We start from the raw sequence: 21,275 nt of genomic DNA on the forward strand, positions 1-21,275 counted from the left end.
TTATATTGGTTAGCATAGAGGTTTGTTATAACGTCATGATAATAAAAAATGCCCTGTTAAAAGCTGTTTTGCTAACCGTTACCGTCAGCTGGATATCGAGCAGTATTGCTGCACCCATCACGACAACAGCGCTTGGTCACAATAGCTCTACTGAGTATATCAGCGCGCCATACATGCCCTATGCCAATCCAAAAGCGCCATCAGGGGGCACGCTCTCTCTAGATGCTCGCGGTACGTTCAACAGTGCCAATAAATGGATGACCACTGGTGTGGCCATGATTGGCACTGACTATCTGTATGATACCTTGATGACTGGTTCATTGAACGAAGCATTTACCATGTATCCGCAGCTAGCAAGCAAGGTAACGTATGATCCAGAGGATACCAGCTGGATTATATATCACCTCAATCCAGCCGCTCGATTTTGGGATGGAACACCAGTGACCAGCCGCGATGTCAAAGCGACTTATGAGGCGATATTGAATAAAGGCCCTATGTATATTCGCAGTTATTTGGGCGATATCAAAGACATTCAAATCATTGATGATCAGCAAGTAAAGTTTGTCTTTGCGTCTACTGAAAACAAAGAAATCTTGCTAACCGTTGGGCAATTTCCTATTTTTGCCAAATCTTCCATTGATAGCAATTTTGAAAAAATCAGTCTGACTCCATTGATGGGTAGTGGGCCTTATAAGTTAGGCCGCGTTGATGCGGGCCGTTCGGTGAGCTATATACGTGATCCCAATTACTGGGGCCGTGATCTGATGGTCAATCGTGGTCGTTACAATTTTGATAGGATCAAATTTGTTTATTATCAGAGCGATGAGATTTCCTTTGAAGGGTTTAAGTCTGGTCAATATCGTTTTCGCCCCGAAAAAAAAGCATCGAACTGGGTCAGCGGTTATACTTTTCCTGCAGCAAAAGCAGGGCTTATCCAAAAAGAGACGATAACCAGTAAAAACCCAGTACCGATGCAAGGTCTGGTGATGAATATGCGTCGGCCACTCTTTCAGGATATTAAAGTTCGTCAAGCATTAACGGCTGCTTATGATTTTGAATGGATGAATAAGACTCTATTTCATGGGCAGTACGAGCGCTTGCAGAGCTTTTTTCATGGCTCAGAGCTAGCAGCAACGGGTACGCCATCTGATGCAGAGATGCAGGTATTGACGCCTTTATTGTCTGAGCTCGAACCGATTCAGCGTAAAGCGACATTAGCAGAGTGGCAGCTACCCACCAGCGATGGGAACGGCTTTAATCGTCAAGGGTTATTAGAAGCGCGTAAGCTATTGTTAGAGGCTGGGTTTTATTATGAGAATATGAAACTATATCAGCCTGATGGATCGCTTGCCCAGATTGAGATTTTGATGACAGGCGAGACCATGGGCCGTGTATTGTTGCCTTATATACGCAATCTAAAACGCTTGGGATTTGATGCAACATTGCGCCAAGTCGATGGGCCGCAATATTATGAGCGTATGCGCCGTTTCGATTATGATATGGTCGTGGATGTATTTGCCCAAAGTCTCTCTCCTGGTGCTGAGCAAGCGGCATTCTGGGGTAGCGCTGCTGCTGACGAGCCGGGTAATCATAACAGTGCTGGTATCAAGAATGCAGCCGTCGATAAAGTCGTTGCTGCCCTTGGTAATGCTAAAAATCGTGATGAGATTGTACTGTATACACAGGTACTAGATCGGTTATTGCGCGCAGGTCATTATGTCGTGCCGCTATACGGCAAGTCTGGCACCAATGTCGCTTACTGGGATCAATATCGCCATACCGAAAAACTACCGACCAATGCTGTTGGTATCGATTACTGGTGGGTCGATAAAGAGGCAGAAGGGCGTATCAATAAATATTTAAAACAGTAAACAGTGTTTACTACAGGGTTTGACCCGATAACAACGGACAGCTGAGCATATATGCTGTTGCTATCAAATAACAGTTAGATTAGGGCGTGTCCTCATTTTAAAAATGGTGATAAAAATGAGACAAATTGCCGTCAAACGAGGAAAATAGTGCAGATAATATCGAGATATTGACCAACTATTTGACGATGTTTGGCAAAATTTAGCTGTTTTTAGCCCATTTAGAGGACACTCGATTGAATTGAGAACACGCCCTAGATAACTCAAGATAACACGTAACAAAAATAACTACCGGTAAGGATTTAACATGAGTATCCGTATTCACCCAATCAAAGCATTTAGCGATAACTATATCTGGACATTGATCAATGAAAATAATAAGCAAGCGATTGTCATTGATCCAGGTCAAGCCCAGCCGGTCATTGATTATCTAGAGACGCATGAGCTTGAGCTAACCTCGATTTGGACGACTCACCATCATCATGATCATATCGGCGGCGTCGCAGAGTTACAGGAATCGTATCCGATGACTCATCTGGTTGCGCATAGTGAGCATAGCGTCGATGAAGATCAAACTATCAAAGATGGTAGCACGGTAAGCGCGTGGGGCTGCTCTGCGCAAGTCTGGGATGTATCAGGGCATACCGCTAGCCATATGGCCTATATCTTAGATATCGATGGGCAAAAGCATTGCTTCTGCGGTGATACTTTGTTTAGTGCAGGTTGCGGGCGTGTTTTCACTGGTACGATTGAGCAATTGCATGAGAGCTTCAAGCGCTTGAATGGATTGCCAGACGAGACACTGCTATATCCTGCGCACGAATATACGGCCAGCAATCTGCGTTTTGGTCTGTCTATTGAGCCTGATAGTGAGGCGATGCAGCAAGCCTTAGCACGAGCAGAGGCGCAAACCGCACAGGATATGCCGACATTACCTGTGACCTTAGAGCATGAGCGTATGGTAAATGTCTTCTTACGCACACAAGAGCCGAGTGTGATTGCAGGGGTGAAATCCAAAATGCCTATCGACGATGAGAAGTCATTAACGGTATTTGCAGCGTTACGTGAGCTGAAAAACAACTTTTAAAGTAAGTTTTTAACAAGTAGCTTGCTTTCAAGCACCTATTTAATACACCACAATTCGCTGCTGAACGTCATTGCCCTCTCTCTTTATTTAGGAAGTCGCCATTATGGGTCGTTATATCTTAAAAAGACTACTACTGATATTGCCGACACTATTTTTGATCTTGCTTGCCAACTTTGTAATCGTACAAGCAGCACCTGGCGGGCCTGTTGAGCAGCAGCTGGCACTTATCGAGCAGGGCGCAAAAGATAATGCGCTTGGCGGTAATATCGGCGCAGGCAGTGCAGGTGGCAACGACAGCACTTATCAAGGAACGCGCGGTCTCTCTGAGGAGATGGTCGCTGCAATCAATGCCCAATATGGTTTTGATAAATCTGCCCCAGAGCGATTTTGGCTCATGCTAAAAAACTATGCTCAGCTAGATTTTGGTGAGTCGTTTTTTAAAGGGCAATCGGTGACAGAACTTATCATAGAGAAGTTACCAGTCTCGATATCGCTTGGACTGTGGAGTACGCTGCTCATCTATATGATAGCTATTCCACTGGGTGTCTATAAAGCGATGCATCATGGCTCAGGCATTGATAAAGCCACAGCTATGTTGCTAGCGATCGGACATGCGATACCTGTGTTTGTCTTTGCAGTGATTTTATTGGTTTTCTTTGCAGGTGGCAGCTATTGGAATATCTTTCCACTGCAAGGGCTGACGTCCGAAAATTTCGATCAACTAAGCACGCTTGGTAAAGTGAAAGATTATTTTTGGCATTTGGCATTACCGTTGCTGGCGAGTACTGTAGGCGGTTTTGCAGGCTTGACTTATCTGACAAAATTCAGCTTTTTAGAGGAATTGGGCAAGCAGTATGTACTGACCGCTCGCGCTAAAGGCTTAGGTGAGCGTCAAGTGCTATACGGACATGTGTTTCGCAATGCAATGTTGATTATCATTGCAGGTATCCCAGCTGCTATTGTTGGTATTTTCTTTGCGGGTAACTTTTTGATTGAGATTATCTTTAAACTTGATGGTTTGGGCTTGCTAGGTTTTGAAGCCATTCAACAACGCGATTATCCAGTGATATTTGGCACGCTATTTATCTTTACCTTAGTGGGGCTGCTGCTGCAATTAATCAGTGATTTAAGTTATCACTTAATTGATCCTCGTATTGATTTTGAGGGGCGCTAATGTCAAATAATCAACCTTCATCAAAGAGCAGTCCTATTAATAGCGAACCAGATAAAGCGCCAATGCCTGAGCAGCTATCTACCACAAAAAAGCAACGCTTGAGCCCTATATGGCAAGCGCGTCTAAATCGCTTTCGTAAAAATCGACTTGGGGTGATATCGCTGTTTATTTTTGCAGTGATATTTGTCATTTGTATGGCAGCTAACGTCATTGCCAATGACAAACCTTTACTGGTTCAATATCAAGGCGATTATTACTTCCCGGTATTAAAGGCCTATCCTGAAACGACGTTTGGCGGTGTGTTTGAGACCGAAACCAATTATAAAGACCCTGTAGTGCAGTCGCTGATTGATGAGCAAGGGTTTTATGTGATGCCGCTTATTCCGTTTGCTGATCAGACGCCGAATGTTGAGCTTGGTCTGCCTTATCCAGCAGCACCCAATGCCCAAAACTGGCTTGGTACGGACGATATGGGGCGTGATGTGCTGGCACGGATACTTTATGGTATGCGAGTGTCATTACTGTTTGGTCTGGCTTTGACGCTTGCGGGTGCACTAATTGGGATTATCGTCGGTGCTGTACAAGGCTATTATGGCGGCTGGATTGATCTGGCAGGGCAGCGATTTATGGAAGTATGGGGCGGTATGCCTCAGCTGTTTATGATTATTATTTTGGTCAGTCTGTTTAGTCCTAGCATTATTATGCTGTTCGCCATGATGCTGTTGTTCGGCTGGATGGGTCTAGTTGGTTTGGTACGGGCAGAGTTCTTACGAGCTCGCAACTTTGACTATGTGCGAGCTGCACGCAATTTAGGCGTTTCGGACAGCCAAATCATGCTCAGACATATCTTACCCAATGCGTTAGCTTCTAGTTTGTCGCAGTTGCCATTTATTCTAACGGCCAATATTATCGCTTTGACTGCGCTGGATTTCTTGGGATATGGATTGCCACCTGGCTCGCCGTCTCTTGGTGAGCTAATGGTACAAGGTAAAAATAACCTTGATGCACCATGGCTTGCCTTGTCAGGATTCTTTAGTTTGACCTTTATTTTGTCATTGCTCATCTTCGTCGGCGAAGCGCTGCGTGATGCATTTGATCCAAGGCGCTCTTGATATGACTAAAAATATTATCGCCACCGAGCAAAACAACGCACCAATTGAAAGTCTTCATCGTGCACAAGATAAGCTCATGCTAACTGTAGATAGATTAACTATCACGACAACGGCAGGTATCCAGCTAGTCGATGCGCTGTCTTATCAGCTAACACAAGGGCAAACCTTGGCCATCGTTGGTGAGTCAGGCTCTGGTAAATCGATTGCCAGTCTTGCGCTACTAGGTCTGTTGCCAGATAGTTTAACGATTACTGGTGAGGTGCAGCTGGCAAGTACAACAGGCATGTCGACCTTGCCTATAGCGAATGATAAGGCGCGTAATGCTGCATTACGGTCTATTCGTGGACAGCGTATCGGTATGGTGTTTCAAGAGCCGATGACCGCGCTGAACCCACTACATACGGTCGCCAAACAAATCGCCGAATCGTTGCGTCTAAGCGGCGTACCAAAGAAACAATGGCGAGACGCCAGTATCGCTTTGCTAGATGACGTCAATATTACTGATCCTGCTGACAAGTTGAATCGCTATCCGCATGAGCTATCAGGTGGTCAGCGTCAGCGAATGATGATTGCCATGGCATTGGCTCAGCAGCCTGACATCTTGATCGCTGATGAGCCAACGACTGCGCTCGATGTTACCTTGCAACATGAGATTTTAGCGCTACTAGATGATCTAAAACGCAAGCACAATATGGCGATGATATTAATCAGTCATGATCTCAATCTGGTCAGGCGCTATAGTGATGAGGTTATCGTTATGCGTCAAGGCCAAACGATTGAACAGGGTCAAACGTCAGCGGTATTTAGTCAGCCCAAAGCCGATTATACTCGGACGCTTATTCAGCAAGACTTTGGTCAAGCATTGACCATAGAAGACGATAACGCAGATAAACAATCAAGCGTATTAGAAGTGAAGCGTCTTAACGTACAGTTCCCAATTGAAAAAAGTCTGTTTGGTGGTACCAAGCGCTGGTTCGATGCGGTCAAAGATGTCGATATGACGCTACAAAAAGGCCAAGCATTGGGTATCGTCGGTGAGTCTGGCTCTGGAAAAACCACCATTGCGCTGGCGCTTAGCCAACTACTGAGCAACCAAGCACGTGTGAATGGGCAGATAGTGGTCAACGGGCAAGATATTTCGATATTGTCCAAAAAAGCGCTACGTAACTTCCGCGCGCAGATACAGATGGTATTTCAAGATCCATTTGCCAGTATTAATCCGCGTATGACGGTCATGCAAATCGTTGAAGAGGGGTTGCTGGTACAAGGCGTGGCTAAAGCTGCACGTCAGCAAGCGGTGTTAGATAGTCTTGCTACGGTACATTTGCCTTTAGCGTTTGCGCAGCGTTATCCGCATGAGCTGTCAGGTGGTCAGCGTCAACGCGTGGCACTGGCGCGTGCACTCATTATGAAACCAAGTCTACTCATATTGGATGAGCCGACCTCTGCGCTGGATAGTACCACTCAGGTCACAGTGGTTAGCTTGCTACGGGAAATCCAACAAAAGCTGCAAATCAGCTATGTCTTTATCAGCCATGATCTCAAAGTAGTACGTGCTTTATGCCAGCATGTTATGGTGTTAAAAGAAGGCACCTGCGTAGAGTCTGGGCGTACCGAAGATCTCTTTAATCACCCACAGCATCCTTATGCTCAGCAGTTGTTAAAGGCGAGCAGTTCATAATAATAGCGACATACTCAAAAAAGCGGTGGTACAATCATTCTAGACAGTGGTCTGCTGTATCCAAGCCTCTTTATGACACATATAGTTATCTATTCTGATATCGGCAAACGTTAATTAGCTATCATTAGCTGACCAAAACGGTCGTTATCGCGGTTAAAATCATCATTAACAAGGATTTTTGTGCCCATGAAAATACAAAACAGTATTACTAAATTGGTAAAGACGAATGGTTTGCAGCATGCTGGTTATTTGGCTGTCGCTAAGACTCGGGCAAAGGTATTAAAAGCAGTATCTTATGTGATACCTATAAGAAGACCGATGTTATTCGTTGGTGAGACTGCCTGCGATGAGCTATGCGATATGCTTATCAATGAAGGCAATACCAATGTGTTTATTGTCACGGATACAGTGCTCAACAAACTAGGTATACCTGCAAAAGTTACCGATTATCTAGATGCGAAAAATATCAGTTATCACATCTATGATGGTATTACGCCAGATCCTACTTTTAAAGTAGTTGAAGAAGGGCTCCGTCAATCTATAGAAGCCAATTGTGACTCTATCGTAGCCATTGGCGGCGGCTCAGTGATCGATGCGGCTAAAATGATAGCTATGTCTCAAGGCAACAAGTGTAAGCCAAAGCAGCTGATCGGTATTCTTAAGGCAAGAAAGCCTGCGACGCCTTTATACTGCGTACCAACGACGGCTGGCACGGGTTCAGAGGCGACACTTGGTGCAGTAGTATCGGATGATAAAACGCATCAAAAAGCATTGTCTATCGATCCAAGAATGGTACCACTAGCCGCTGCAATTGACCCAGTTATCATGAAAGGCATGCCAGCCCATATCACAGCAGATACTGGCATTGATGTATTGACCCATGCACTAGAAGCATGGATGAGTGCCAATGCCAGCGTAGAGACAGACTATTATGCAGCCTCTGCCGTAAAATCTGTCATGTATTATCTACCACTAGCTTATAAAGACGGTGGTAATCTAAAAGCAAGAGAAGAGATGGGTATCGCCGCTCATTACGGCGGGATTGCTTTTAATAAAGCAGGTCTGGGTTATGTGCATGCTATCGCGCATCAATTAGGCGCTTACTATAGTATTCCTCATGGTCGTGCCAATGCCATCGTGCTGCCTTATGTACTTGATGTCAATCGCAAAGCGAGCAAAAAGAGACTGGCGGCATTGGCCAAAAGAACGGGCATGGTACAAGATGGTCAAGCGGGTAATAGCGACAGTGAGATAGCCGATTACCTTATCGCGCAAGTTAGAGACTTGATTGCAGATCTAAACATTGATCCGACTGTCAATGGTATGCAAACCAGCGACTTTGATAATATTGCAAAAGCCGCTGCAAAAGAAGTCAGCGACACCTATGCAGTACCAACTTATCTATCAGCCGCTGAAATCAAGGAAATTCTAACAAAGATTAAGCAGGTAAGTGACAAACGTGCTGATAAAGATAGCCAAAAATCTTCATAATCCTATGCTTACATTGATAACCTTACGATAAATAAAAGCCCATTACTTTTTTGAGAATGGGCTTTTTTAATGCATTGAGATAATAAAGCTTCTGTCTTATTCCCATAGTTAAGTCATACTAAAATATATGATCGTTATCAAACAACCGTTTAATTTATCTTGTGATTAGGGCGTGTCCTCATTTTTAACCCATTTAGATGACTATCGATTGAATTGAGGACACGCCCTAAACTCAGTTGATAAAAAATATCTTAATAAACTGTAAATATATAACAGTATAGGAATGTTTCAGTGACACAAAAGCGTTAGGATATTTAAAGGACATTACGCTTAGGAGATTTTTATGACTCGCATATTACCATCTAGAATTATAGGGTTAGTTATCATAGCGAGTAGTGCGATTTACGCAGGCTGCGCATCAACTGAAAACAGCTCTACTGTAAAAAACCCAACTGCCGCTAACCCATATGCACCGACTACGCCAGGATTGGCAGTAGCCACAGTAGCGGGCGGGTGTTTTTGGTGTGTTGAAGCAGGTTATGAAAAAATCCCTGGCGTGGTAGAAGTCGTGTCTGGCTATACGGGTGGCACCGCTGAAAACCCAACCTACAAGCAGGTGTCAGCAGGTGGTACTGGGCATACCGAGGCAGCGCAAGTATATTATGATCCTAAGAAAATTACTTACAATGGCATAGTGCAGGCGCTATGGAGAATTGCTGATCCTACTGATGATAAAGGGCAGTATGTTGATCGCGGTACACAGTACCGTCCCGCTATTTTTTATAACAACGCGCAAGAAAAGCAAATCGCAGAAGCGGCCAAGCAATCACTACAAGCCTCTGGTGTGTATGAGAAGCCAGTAGTGATTGAAATTGTTCCTGCTAGTGCTTTTTATCCTGCTGAAGAATATCATCAGGATTATTATAAAAAGAACCCGATACGCTATAAAGCTTATACCTTTAATTCTGGTCGCTATCAGTTTATCGAGAGCGTTTATGGCAAAGACTATGAGCTTAATTTTAGCCAGTTTAAGCCTGCGCCAGACAGCGCACAGCCAGTAATCTCAAACGAGACGCCAAACAGCAAGGCGAGCTTTAACCCAGCTACATTTGTAAAGCCATCACAAGATGAGCTGAAAAAATCGCTCAGTGATATTCAGTATAAAGTCACTCAAAAAGAAGGGACCGAGCGTGCCTTTGATAATGAGTACTGGGATAATAAAGAACTTGGATTATATGTCGATGTGATATCTGGTGAGCCACTGTATTCTTCGCGTGATAAATACAAGTCTGGCACGGGCTGGCCAAGCTTTACGCGTCCATTGAGCACTGACATGGTAGTAGAGAAAGAGGATCGGGGTATTTTTTCGACTCGTACTGAGATTCGTAGCCGTTACGCTGACTCGCATGTAGGGCACGTATTTGATGATGGCCCAGCACCGACAGGCAAACGCTATTGCATGAATTCAGCAGCATTGCGTTTTGTTCCGCTTGCAGAGATGGACGCTGCTGGTTATGGCGATTGGATCGATGAGGTTAAACCCGTTAGTTAGTACAGTTTTGCTATCGCTAACCCAAATAAAAAGGACGCTAGTGCGTCCTTTTTATTTGGGTATTATTTATAACAGCCTAAACAATTAACAGCGACTTAAAAGGCTGGTTGACGCTTAGGTACCGCACCCAAAAACTCATTGCGAGCTTGATTATTGTGTTGATATTCACCAAGCATTGCTGTGCTACGAGTGGTTGAATGCTGCTTGCTAACACCGCGCATCATCATGCACATATGCGCGGCATCCATCACCACGGCCACACCACGGCAGCCAGTGACATCCATGATGGTCTGTGCGATCTGTTCACTCAGATTTTCTTGTATTTGTAGGCGACGGGCAAACATGTCGACGATACGGGCGAACTTGGACAGCCCCAATACTTGGCCGTCAGGTAGATAGCCGATATGAGCGACACCGTGGAACGGTAGCATATGGTGCTCACACAATGAATAGAACTCAATGTTCTGTACCAATACCAGCTCACGATTGGCTGATGGAAAGACAGCATTATTGACGACTTCTTCAATGCTTTGATGATAGCCTTGGGTCAAATGAGAGAAGGCCTTTGCAGCACGTACAGGCGTATCTAACAAACCAGGACGATCCAAGTTTTCACCAGTTGAGGCAATCAGCTGGCGATAGGATTCAGTACTTTCTTTATGGTCTGGGGTGGTTCTTGGGGTGTTACTCATAAGTTTGGCAGCCATCCAAAATGTGGGTGTAGCTTAACGTTGAATCCTATCATGTGAGGATTCTTATAAAAATTGTGCAAGCTGGGAAGGGCTGTGATTATACTCGAAATCTGCTGAACTTCATACTACTGTGGCTAGCAGTTAAGCGTTTAATCAATAGAGAGGTGTCGAGCCCTCAATAAAAACTGTTATAGTGATGGTACTTACCGCATAATTCTTCGTAAACGCGCAGCAAAACACGACTCAAAATAAAAGAGATGCACTGAAATAACGCTCAGTTGGTATAAATTTTCTTCGCTTACTATAACGAGAATCAAACACAGTTTACGACTGTTTACTTAAATGAATTCGTGTATAATAAGTCATCTTTTCGTTTGCGTTATTTTATTACTCTCAATCTTCTAATTACTCTAAATAAATTCTTATTCTAAATTATCTCGATTGATTCAAAAGGAAATTTTATGCTACTGCAAGGACAACGATTCGTCGTAACTGGTATCGCAAGTAAACTCTCTATCGCTTGGGCTATCGCAGAAGCGCTACACCGCGAAGGGGCATCACTGATCCTGACTTATCCCAACGATAAAATAAAAAAACGTGTGGATATGGCCGCTGAAAAATTTGAAGCAGATTTGGTTCTAGAGTGTGACGTCGCCTCTGATGAATCTATAGCCGCTTGCTTTGAGCAAGTGACTGCCCACTGGGGTGATGGTATTGATGGTGTGGTACATGCCATTGGTTTTGCACCGATGGATCAGCTTGATGGAGATTTTGTCAGCGCAACCACTCGTGAGGGCAGCCATATCGCGCATGATATATCCAGCTATAGCTTTGTTGCACTGGCCAAAGCCGCCCGCGAATTATTGGCGATGCGTCATGGTTCGATGCTGACGTTGACTTATGAAGGCAGCATTTCAGTATTGCCAAACTATAATGTCATGGGTATGGCAAAAGCCAGTCTTGAAGCCAGTGTTCGTTACTTGGCAACTTCTATGGGCGGTGAAGGCATCCGCGTTAATGCGATATCTGCAGGCCCTATCCGTACGCTTGCTGCTAGTGGTATCAAATCTTTCCGAAAAATGCTCGATATCAGCGAAAAAATCGCGCCATTACAACGAAATATCACACAGACAGAAGTAGGTAACGCCGCATTATTCTTACTATCGCCGTGGGCATCTGGCATTACTGGTGAGATTATGTTCGTTGATGCAGGGTTTAATACGGTTGCCATCAGTGAGCAGTTGATGATGCTTGATGATCCAGCGAAGTAATCGTTATCAATGATTTGTTCCATGAGAGAGAAGGCAGCCAATTGGCTGTCTTTTCTCGTTATACTATGAGGATTTTTGGCGATAGGCCTCTGGGCGATAGATATGATAACCAAGTTACCAAAGTGGATATTATGGGGTGGGGCGGTACTGGCATTTAGTGCAGGCTGTGTGAATACAACCGCTTTGATGGGGTTTGCTAACTTATCGGTGTCACATGTCACTGGCAATGTCAGCTTATTTGCGGCGGCTATCGCTTATTTAGATATGCACAGTATCTTGTATATCGGCACGCTGCTGTTATCTTTTTTGGCAGGGGCTATTTTGAGCGGTTTTGTCATTGGTCAGACGTCATTAAAATTAGGTAGACGCTATGGCAGTGCGTTGTATATTGAAGCAGCACTGTTGATCATCAGCTATTGGCTATATCAGCAACATGATTATTTAGGACAATTGGCGGCAGCGATGGCATGTGGATTACAAAATGCGATGGTTGCCACTTATAGTGGGGCGGTGATTCGCACCACTCATTTAACAGGCCTTACCTCTGATATGGGGGCTGCGATTGGCAATTGGCTGGCTGGCCGATCTATTAGTAAGCCGACACTGGGCTTTCAAGCCATTATCTGGTATTGCTTTTGCGGTGGTAGTGCCGTGGGTGCATTCTTATTTGCTAAGGTTAGCTATGAAGCGCTATTTTTACCCATTGCTATCGTTTTGACCGCAGCATTCGTCTACAACTATGTGTCAGACCGCTTACCAGAAAAAAGAGAGCCAACACATAAAAAGCACTTATCATAACGATAAGTGCCTGCCATATAATGATGGATTGGCCATATAAATTTATCGTATGAAAAATATAAGCCCAACGCGATGGTCTATTTTTGCCCTTCTTCTCTGTGATCTTCATGCTCATGCATACCTTGCATCATATCGAGTGCAGAGTCGTCGGTACGCTGTTGGTCTTCTTTGGCCAAACCGTCTTGGTTGATATCTTTTGGTGCCATTTTAGTGGTTGAGTCGGTTTTATTTGCGTTTGTCATAAGAGGGTCCTATTTGTTTTTATTAAATGTCCAATTACTTGACTTATTTAGGGTCTGTTGAATATTCAAATATTAGGGCTGCTGATCGCTAAAATTTCACCAGACTAGGCGAAAACTGATGATAATGTCGAGACCTTAGCTAGGTTTTCAACAACGTTTGGGGTGATTTTAGCATCAGCCCTTTGGGGCAGTACTATTTTTTGCCAATCTATGGCGAAATTGTTTACCCTAGAATGACTAGGCGTCAAAAATTTCACTGCCAATTAACTAAAAAATAGTGACTGCCAGCACCACATTTGAATGTCAAACAGACCCTAGTATGGAATAGCATTGAGGAGTTGTACAGATACGATGTACGCTTGTTTAGTGACGATATGTAACTGCAAAGTATAGAAGCACTGTATATGCGATCTATTTTAAAAAAGTACGGTTCTACTGATATGAATTTTCTTCACTGGCTGTTCGCTAGCGTGACAGAGGCTTCAAAAAATTTGTCCCAGTAGAAAATGTTGAACTGAGTGTATTTTTCATGAGTTTAAGACGGATGGCGTTAAATCAATTTTTTGTTATATATCTGTTATCATGACGGCGTATTTTTTGGAGTGACTGACAGGTGATCGTCATTCAGCAAGATACACGTTTATTTTAGGGTCTTTTTTACACGGTCTTTGAGGAAATAAGGACGTTTTATGTCAGAGAAAAAACTAGATAGCCATCTTCCGAATGATGGCAATGAATATTTATTTACTGATACTTTTCCAAAGGGTACAGGTAAAGGGTTGATAGTGGTCGCTATCGCGGCAATTATTAGTATGATTATTTATAATGTGTTGCCATTCGATATAAATGCGAATAAGGGCCTCGCCTTATTGTTCTTTATCGGTGTCCTGTGGCTGACAGAAGCATTGCATGTCACGATCACAGCGCTGTTGGTTGTCGTCGTGGGTGCGCTGATTGGTATACCAGATTTTGATGCCAAAATTGGCTTACAGAGCTTTGCTAGTCCGACGATTTATTTGTTCTTTGGGGGTTTTGCGCTGGCTGCAGCCTTGCATGTGCAACAATTGGACAAAAAAATCGCATTAAAAATTCTATCGATGTCGGGTGGCAAACTGAGTACGGCTGTCTTTTTAATCTTTGGTGTGACCGCATTTTTATCCATGTGGATATCAAATACCGCGACGGCAGCGATGATGTTGCCACTGGCGTTAGGTATTTTGACGCAAGTTGACCGTGAAAAAGATCGTGGTACGTTTGTGTTTGTACTATTGGGTATTGCTTATTCGGCCAGTCTGGGTGGTTTGGGTACGATCGTCGGCTCACCGCCTAACGCCATTGCTGCAAAGGCACTCAATATTGCCTTTGTAGACTGGATGAAGTTTGGGGTGCCGATGATGCTGGTACTCTTGCCATTATTACTCGGTGCCATGTATTTATTCTTAAAGCCTAATCTAAATCGTAAAATTGTCCTCGTTGAAGATGAGCCTATTGCTTGGAATAAGCCCCGTGTGGTGACGATTATTGTTTTCATTGTGACCGCCTTGAGCTGGATATTTTCCAAAAAAATCGGTGCAGCACTCGATATCTCTGATACGGATGCCATTATTGCCTTATCAGCGGCAGCAGCGGTGGTGAGTTTAGGATTGGTATCATGGAAGCAAGTCTCTGATAATACCGACTGGGGCGTTCTCATGTTGTTCGGTGGTGGTATTGCACTATCGACGGTTTTGAAAGTGTCAGGGGCCTCATTGGTGCTGGGAGAGACTGTGGCAAGTGCCTTGTCAGCAGCACCGCTTGTCGTGGTCATGATTGCGGTCTCAGCGTTCATTATATTTTTGACTGAATTCGCTTCTAATACGGCCTCTGCCGCATTATTGGTGCCGGTATTTGCGGCTATCGCTGAGCAGATGGGCTTACCACATGAAGTGCTTGTATTGGTCATCGGTATTGGTGCATCGTGTGCCTTTATGCTACCTGTTGCCACGCCACCAAACGCTATTGTCTTTGGTACGGGGCTGATTAAGCAGTCAGAGATGATTCGTACGGGTGTTATTCTTAATATTATTGCTACCTTTGCCGTGGGGCTGTGGGCGTATTTTTTCTTACTATAGATTAGGGCATGTCCTCAATTAAACGATAGTCATCTAACTGGTCAATATCTCATTTTTATCTCCACTTTTGAGATGAGGACACACCCTAGTAAGTAACAAGCCCTAAAGAAAACCCGATGTTTTAAGTCACACTTAAACATCGGGTTTTTTTTATGTGTTTTGGTTGTTAGTAATCGTTCAATCTTGACGCCAATAAACCTTGACCACCACTTCTGTACGATTGAGCTCAAGCCGATCTCTCAATAAAGGACGCAGTGCTTTTGCTGTATTCGCTTCTAGTGCGCCCCACACTTTATCAATCTGTAGAGAGTGATGGGTCAAATAATCGCCCAGTTTTTGATCAATTGCGGTGGCTAATTGCTGTCCTAAATTTATTTGATTGGCGTCTATGGGTAATACGGTAAAAGGATGGTCGGTGTTGTTTTCGATGCTGTCTGTGATATGAGATTCAACACTACGACGCATTTTTACGTCATCAAAGTACTTTTGATCAGCGGTGTCTTGTGTGACACAAATGACCAATGGTGGCTTAGGGTTGTCCCAAAGTTCCAATAAGCGTGCCACCGTGGGCATAGAGGTTTCATCAGCAATCAGTAGCGCTTGACCCTCTCGAAGATGCTCAACTTTTTCAGGAAACTCCCTTTTTGTGATGACGGTATCACCTGCTTGCAGGGACGCTGCCCAGTTACCGCCTGACGTATTGCCATGAAGAAAAACATCGACCCACGCTTGTATACCGTCGGGCGTTGGCCATGCTTTTCTTAAAGTGTAATAACAATGGGGACGAGAAGGGGTAAGACTTTCTTTTATACGGCCATCGACGTTATTGGTTGTCGCCAGATTGTGCTCTAAATCAAACAAATAAGCATAACCTGCTTCGTTTGTGGGTATTGAGATTGATTTTGATGCGTCACCAGAGTTATTTAGTGTGGGCATGGTCAGTTCAAGACGCAGCATATTTTTGCTGACCTTGTAATGGTTCTGTACGCCAAATATTTGCTTGGTCAGTTTTATTGTTTTTTTGCCCAGTTTTTTATCAGCTCTTTGTTTGAGCAAGATATATTGATCTTGCAGTTCAGTAAGCTGCGCGATGGGCGAGGCAAAGGCAATAAAGAATGTTTGCTCTTGAGTTGTTTTATATGGAGAGTCCGCAGACAGATATTCTGGATTTTTAGACTGCACTTGTAGCGTGATACCTTCAGAATAAATAGCCGTTAATTGTACATTTAAATTGTCTAAATCAGCGACAGATAAAGAGGTAAACGCCCCTAAAAATCCGATTAGCTCTTCAAGGTGCTCTTCATTGATATGAGCGAGTATGTTTGCTATTTCAGGATCATGTAACGAGGTATATAAGCTGTTTTGATGATCGGTGTGTTGGTCAGCAGCGAATAGGGTATTGGTCATATAAATACTCACAAGCAACAGCGAACTGAAGCATAAGACAGTTGAATTTAGTTAATGATAATTGTTTTTGTTATCATTTACGAGAAAAATCACGGTTTATTACTGTTTTGATATAGCATCACGCCTTTGAACCCATAGATTTAGACAAATCGGCTTATGATGGTTTGAACAAGCGTTGGTTTTAAGACACTTGTGATGAGGGCAAGCAATACCATAAGTTTTTATTACTGAACATTCCTAACTTGAATCACACTCCAATTGCCTCCATAATCTAACCACTCCTACATAATAAATAGCCTAAGCAAATATGCCCAATACTTCCAAAAATACCGATTTAGAAATATCTACTGAAAACAAAACGCACGATGTTAAAGAATCAACGATTCCAAATCATGAAAATCCCATTGTTATAGAGCACAAAGAAACAGTATATTCATCGGCTGATTTGCCAGTGCTTGCCAAAGACAGTTATCATCTGAGCCGTCTAGAGCGAGAGCTGGCGCGCGCAACCGTCTCTAGCAAAAAAGCAAATGACGAAAAAACGAGCGAAGCGTTGACGAAAAAACGTGAGCAATACAACAAAACAAAAGCCCGATCACAGCAAGTAGTGCAGGCTCGTATTGATAGTATTCCTAATGACCTGCCAGCCAAGCTAAACCCTGATTTGCCAGTGAGTCAGCGTGCTAATGATTTGATTCAAGCCATCATCGAAAATCAAGTCATTATCGTCGCTGGTGAGACAGGTTCTGGTAAGACGACGCAGTTGCCAAAGCTTGCGATGCTGGCAGGGCGTGGTATCACTGGACAGATAGGGCATACGCAACCAAGACGACTGGCCGCTCGTAGTGTGGCAAACCGTATCGCAGAAGAGTTGGGTGAGCCATTAGGTCATACCGTCAGTTTCAAGATTCGCTTTAATGAGCAAGGCTCAGCGCAATCTGTCGTTAAGCTGATGACGGATGGTATTTTGCTGGCTGAATTGGGTCATGATCGGTTTTTGAGTAAGTACGATACGATTATTATTGATGAGGCACATGAGCGCAGCTTAAACATCGATTTTATTATGGGTTATCTCAAAAAGATGTTGCCTAAGCGCCCTGATTTAAAAGTCATCATTACGTCAGCGACGCTAGATACCAAACGCTTTAGTGAGTACTTTAGTCGTTATGACAATAAGCTCAAACGGCAAATTCCTGCGCCGATTTTTAATGTCGAAGGGCGAAGCTTTCCAGTAGAAGTTCGCTATCGTCCGCTGACGGATGAGCCAGTCAATAGCTCGGATGATGACAGCTATGATGACTTTGAAGAGAACCTGCCACGTGCAGTGGTTGCTGCGGTCGAAGAGTGCTTTAGCGACGCGCAAAGTAAAGGTCATGCCGATCAAGCTGATATCTTAATATTTGCCGCGACTGAAGCCGAGATTCGTGAGACGCAAGAGGTGCTAGAGCGTCATGGACCCAAGCATACCGAAGTGCTGCCATTGTTTGCGCGGCAGACCTATGAAGAGCAGCAGCGTATTTTTCAGCCGTCCGGTCGCGGCCGCCGTATTGTTATCGCGACCAACGTTGCTGAGACTGCGTTGACCGTACCAGGTATTCGCTACGTGATTGATTTGGGCTTTGCACGGATTTCGCGTTACTCGTATCGCTCGCGCGTACAGCGTCTACCAATCGAAGCCATCTCGCAAGCGGCTGCCAATCAGCGTAAAGGTCGTTGTGGCCGTGTTGCACCAGGTGTTTGTATTCGTCTTTATAGCGAAGAAGACTTTAGCGGTCGCCCTGAGTTCACTGAACCTGAGATTTTACGGACCAATTTAGCGTCCGTGATATTGCAAATGGCCAATCTACGCTTAGGTAGTGTCGATGATTTTGCATTTATTGAGCCACCTGACAGTCGCTTGGTCACAGATGGGCATAAATTGCTTGACGAGCTAGGGGCGATTACTTCCAAAATGCAAGTCACTTCTGCGAATAAAACCAACCAGCCAAAACCAAAAAAAGGTCTGGATCATCTTGCTCTGACGCCTACTGGTCAAAAGATGGCACGTATGCCAATCGATCCAAGGCTGGCACGTATGTTGGTCGCTGGTTCTGACTTTGACTGTATTCGTGAGATGCTGATCGTTGTGGCCGCGCTAGCCGTGCAAGATCCCCGTGAGCGTCCTGCCAATAAACGCACGCAAGCGGATCAAAAGCATGCGATCTTCCGTCAAGATGACTCTGACTTTCTGTTTTATTTGAGTCTATGGAAGGCGCTGTTTGAAAAGGACGAAGACGGTAATAAGCTATCTGGTAATCAGCGCAAGCAATTTGCTAAGAAAAACTATTTGAGCTTCCCGCGTGTGCGTGAGTGGCATCAGACACACCGCCAACTGGTACAGATGGTCACGGAGCTTAAGTTAACCGACGTCAATGAGTCGAAAGCGTCTGATAAAGCTGTCGTCAGCAATGACCCGACCGCAATTGAAGACGAAGAGCTAAAAGCCGTCAAATATGCCAATCTGCATAGAGCGTTATTGACAGGCTTATTGTCTATCATTGCGCACAAGACCGAAAGCCGCGGCGAGTATTTGGCTGCGCGTCAGCAAAAAACCAAGATATTCCCCGCCAGTACGGTGTTCAAACAAATCCCGCCTTGGGTCATGGCGTTTGAGATGGTAGAAACCTCACAAGTCTTTATGCGTACCGTTGCCAAAATCGAACCAGAATGGATTATTTCAGCGGCAGGCAATCTACTAAAGTATCATTACTTTGAGCCGCATTGGTCCAAAAAAACAGGACGTGTCAAAGCTTACGCACAGATTAGTCTGTTTGGGCTGATAATTATTAGTAAGCAGCTGACCAACTATGAGCAAGTCAATTTGGTCGAGTCACGAGAGATATTTATCCGTGATGGTCTAGTGACTGGTAACTTTGGTCGCAACGCACCATTTTTGCAACATAACATGGACAAAGTTGCCCATGTTGAGCGTATCGAAGACAAGCTTCGCCGCCGTGATTTATTGGTGGATGAAGAAACGCTCTATCAATTTTATGATAAGAAAATTCCTGAGCATGTTGCCAGTCGTAAAGCATTTGAGGATTGGCGTGCAGAAGTTGAGAAGCATGATACCAAGCATTTATTCTTTACCGATGATGATGTGCTTAATAGCCAAGCACCGACCACAGGGGACTTCCCAGAAGTGTGGAAGCTGGGCGATTTAAAGCTGCCACTCCGTTACATCTTTGATCCAGCCAGCGACGATGATGGCGTGACCATACGTGTGCCGCTTGCCGCATTACCACAGCTTGACGCGATTGAGCTACTGTGGGGTGTGCCTGGTTGGCGCTATGAGTTGGTATTGCAATTGCTCAAGTCACTACCAAAAGAGATTCGTCGTCAAATCGTACCAATTCCTGATACAGCTGATGGCTTATTTGATGAGTTACAGCCCGCTGGTGGACAAGGCTTGCTGAAGCAGCTTTGCCAAGCGTTAAACCGTCGCGGCATTATGTCGGTGACGCCAGATAATTTCAGTCCATCTACGATTGACCGTTATTTGCAGCCACAAATCTGCGTGGTCGATGACAAAAACCGCATCATCGAAAAAGGCCGTGACCTGCAAACGTTGCAGATTCGTCATGCTTCTGAGACCAGTCAAGCAGTGACTGAGCAACAAGGCGTGCATACTGAATTTCCTGAGCACTTTGCCTTTAGCAAAAACCATCATAGCGCGGGTGTGGTGATGAAGCAGTTTGCGGCGCTTGTCGCTGATGAGTCAGGCGCAGCGGTATCGATTCATCAATATACGGACGTCAATGCAGCACTTCAAGCTCATCGAATCGGGGTATTGAGCTTAATCAAAGGCAAACTTGGTGCAAAGAAAAAGCAGCTAACGAGCCAAATCGATAGTATATTTAAACTGGCATTTGCGCCACTTGGCGACATGGATAAACTCAAAACGATCGTTATAGATGCTGCGTTAGACGCGGCTCTCGAAGAGCACTATATCTTATTTGATCACTCTGAAAATTTACCAGAAAGCGCCGATGATATTGCAGTTGGATTGAGCGAAGAGCTACCGTTTACCTCTGAGGAGTATACTCAGACGCTCGAAGTGGTAGTAAATAACTTCTTATTAACTGGTCAAAGCGTTATCAAAACGCTTAAGAATGTCTACACTCGTTGGCAACGTATTCGCCAAGGACTATTGATGCTAGATCGCGAGATATTTGGTGAGTCTATCGATGATATCGAAGATCAGTTAGAGGATTTGCATTTGGCGGACTTTGTTTATCGGATGGATTATAGCCATTGGCAACAGTATCCGCGTTATCTTGAAGCGCTACAGGTTCGACTAGAACGGCTTGAGCATAATATTGATGCCGATCTCGATGGCGTCTATGCGCTTGACTTGCATATGGAGCGACTGGCAGGACGTGCGGACAAAGAAGCCATCAGTGAGTATCGCTGGATGGTGGAGGAGTATCGTATTCAACTGTTTGCTCAGCCTATGAAAACTCGTATGGCAGTATCACCCAAGCGTCTAAGTAAAATGTGGGATAAGGTGAGCTAGCGTCTTATTTAGATTGCTAGAGTCGACAGCGGACACCGTAAAAAATCACTTGTATAGCCCTATATTTTAATCAAATATTATTGATTAAAATATAGGGCTATCATTTTTTATAGCAGCATTTTCTTACTTTTAGAGTCGGTGAACTACTAAACCGCTACGGCGTTACCCTCCTCAGATGTACTACTTGTACAATCTGCAGTCGGCTGCCTTGTACCCATTTTAGCGTTCTTTGAC

Annotated in this window: 14 protein-coding genes; 11 read left to right on the forward strand and 3 right to left on the reverse strand. The window is 44.3% G+C overall.

Annotated features, from left to right (window positions below; genetic code table 11):
* Positions 1 to 38 precede the first annotated feature (38 nt).
* The 7 genes from QL982_RS03800 to msrB all read left to right on the forward strand — a co-directional run bounded on the left by QL982_RS03800 (position 39) and on the right by msrB (position 9,965).
* Positions 39 to 1,871 carry an extracellular solute-binding protein gene (locus QL982_RS03800; protein ID WP_290161542.1) on the forward strand — a complete coding sequence of 611 codons (1,833 nt, stop codon included), beginning with the start codon at positions 39 to 41 and terminating at the stop codon, positions 1,869 to 1,871.
* 304 nt (positions 1,872 to 2,175) lie between these two features.
* Positions 2,176 to 2,955 (forward strand): hydroxyacylglutathione hydrolase, encoded by a 780-nt coding sequence (gene gloB, locus QL982_RS03805; RefSeq protein WP_290161458.1) that lies wholly within the window; start codon positions 2,176 to 2,178, stop codon positions 2,953 to 2,955.
* Positions 2,956 to 3,058: 103 nt separating this feature from the next.
* A complete protein-coding gene (gene yejB / locus QL982_RS03810; protein WP_290161456.1) occupies positions 3,059 to 4,129 on the forward strand; it encodes a microcin C ABC transporter permease YejB in 1,071 nt (356 codons plus the stop codon).
* Positions 4,130 to 4,227: 98 nt separating this feature from the next.
* Positions 4,228 to 5,241, forward strand: a complete 1,014-nt coding sequence (locus QL982_RS03815; protein ID WP_290161540.1) for an ABC transporter permease — start codon at positions 4,228 to 4,230, stop codon at positions 5,239 to 5,241.
* 76 nt (positions 5,242 to 5,317) lie between these two features.
* Complete coding sequence (locus QL982_RS03820; RefSeq protein WP_290161538.1) at positions 5,318 to 6,922, forward strand: dipeptide ABC transporter ATP-binding protein; 1,605 nt, start codon at positions 5,318 to 5,320, stop codon at positions 6,920 to 6,922.
* Between the two features lie 186 nt (positions 6,923 to 7,108).
* Positions 7,109 to 8,413, forward strand: coding sequence for an iron-containing alcohol dehydrogenase (locus QL982_RS03825; protein ID WP_290161454.1), 1,305 nt, complete (start codon positions 7,109 to 7,111; stop codon positions 8,411 to 8,413).
* A gap of 343 nt (positions 8,414 to 8,756) precedes the next feature.
* Positions 8,757 to 9,965: a peptide-methionine (R)-S-oxide reductase MsrB gene (gene msrB, locus QL982_RS03830; RefSeq protein WP_290161452.1), complete on the forward strand. Its 1,209-nt coding sequence runs from the start codon at positions 8,757 to 8,759 to the stop codon at positions 9,963 to 9,965.
* A gap of 95 nt (positions 9,966 to 10,060) precedes the next feature.
* Here the strand turns inward: msrB and folE are convergent, their stop codons facing one another.
* Entirely contained in the window at positions 10,061 to 10,657 is a 597-nt protein-coding gene (gene folE / locus QL982_RS03835) for a GTP cyclohydrolase I FolE (protein ID WP_290161450.1), read from the reverse strand.
* A 461-nt stretch (positions 10,658 to 11,118) separates the two neighbouring features.
* On the opposite strand from folE, the gene QL982_RS03840 reads away from it, so the two are divergent.
* Positions 11,119 to 11,928: an enoyl-ACP reductase gene (locus QL982_RS03840; RefSeq protein ID WP_290161448.1), complete on the forward strand. Its 810-nt coding sequence runs from the start codon at positions 11,119 to 11,121 to the stop codon at positions 11,926 to 11,928.
* 102 nt (positions 11,929 to 12,030) lie between these two features.
* Positions 12,031 to 12,726 (forward strand): YoaK family protein, encoded by a 696-nt coding sequence (locus tag QL982_RS03845; protein WP_290161446.1) that lies wholly within the window; start codon positions 12,031 to 12,033, stop codon positions 12,724 to 12,726.
* Between the two features lie 77 nt (positions 12,727 to 12,803).
* Here QL982_RS03845 and QL982_RS03850 read toward each other — a convergent pair whose 3' ends face one another.
* Positions 12,804 to 12,968 carry a hypothetical protein gene (locus QL982_RS03850; protein WP_290161444.1) on the reverse strand — a complete coding sequence of 55 codons (165 nt, stop codon included), beginning with the start codon at positions 12,966 to 12,968 and terminating at the stop codon, positions 12,804 to 12,806.
* A gap of 689 nt (positions 12,969 to 13,657) precedes the next feature.
* Between QL982_RS03850 and QL982_RS03855 the strand changes: the two genes are divergently transcribed.
* The gene (locus QL982_RS03855) at positions 13,658 to 15,079 is read left to right on the forward strand and encodes a DASS family sodium-coupled anion symporter (protein ID WP_290161443.1); all 1,422 of its coding nucleotides are present in this window, start codon (positions 13,658 to 13,660) and stop codon (positions 15,077 to 15,079) included.
* Positions 15,080 to 15,256: 177 nt separating this feature from the next.
* Here the strand turns inward: QL982_RS03855 and QL982_RS03860 are convergent, their stop codons facing one another.
* Positions 15,257 to 16,486, reverse strand: a complete 1,230-nt coding sequence (locus QL982_RS03860; RefSeq protein ID WP_290161441.1) for a siderophore-interacting protein — start codon at positions 16,484 to 16,486, stop codon at positions 15,257 to 15,259.
* Positions 16,487 to 16,793: 307 nt separating this feature from the next.
* Between QL982_RS03860 and hrpA the strand changes: the two genes are divergently transcribed.
* Positions 16,794 to 21,041, forward strand: coding sequence for an ATP-dependent RNA helicase HrpA (gene hrpA / locus QL982_RS03865; protein ID WP_290190169.1), 4,248 nt, complete (start codon positions 16,794 to 16,796; stop codon positions 21,039 to 21,041).
* Positions 21,042 to 21,275 lie beyond the last annotated feature (234 nt).

It is taken from the genome of Psychrobacter sp. 5A.1, assembly GCF_030407455.1.
Classification (GTDB): Bacteria; Pseudomonadota; Gammaproteobacteria; order Pseudomonadales; family Moraxellaceae; genus Psychrobacter.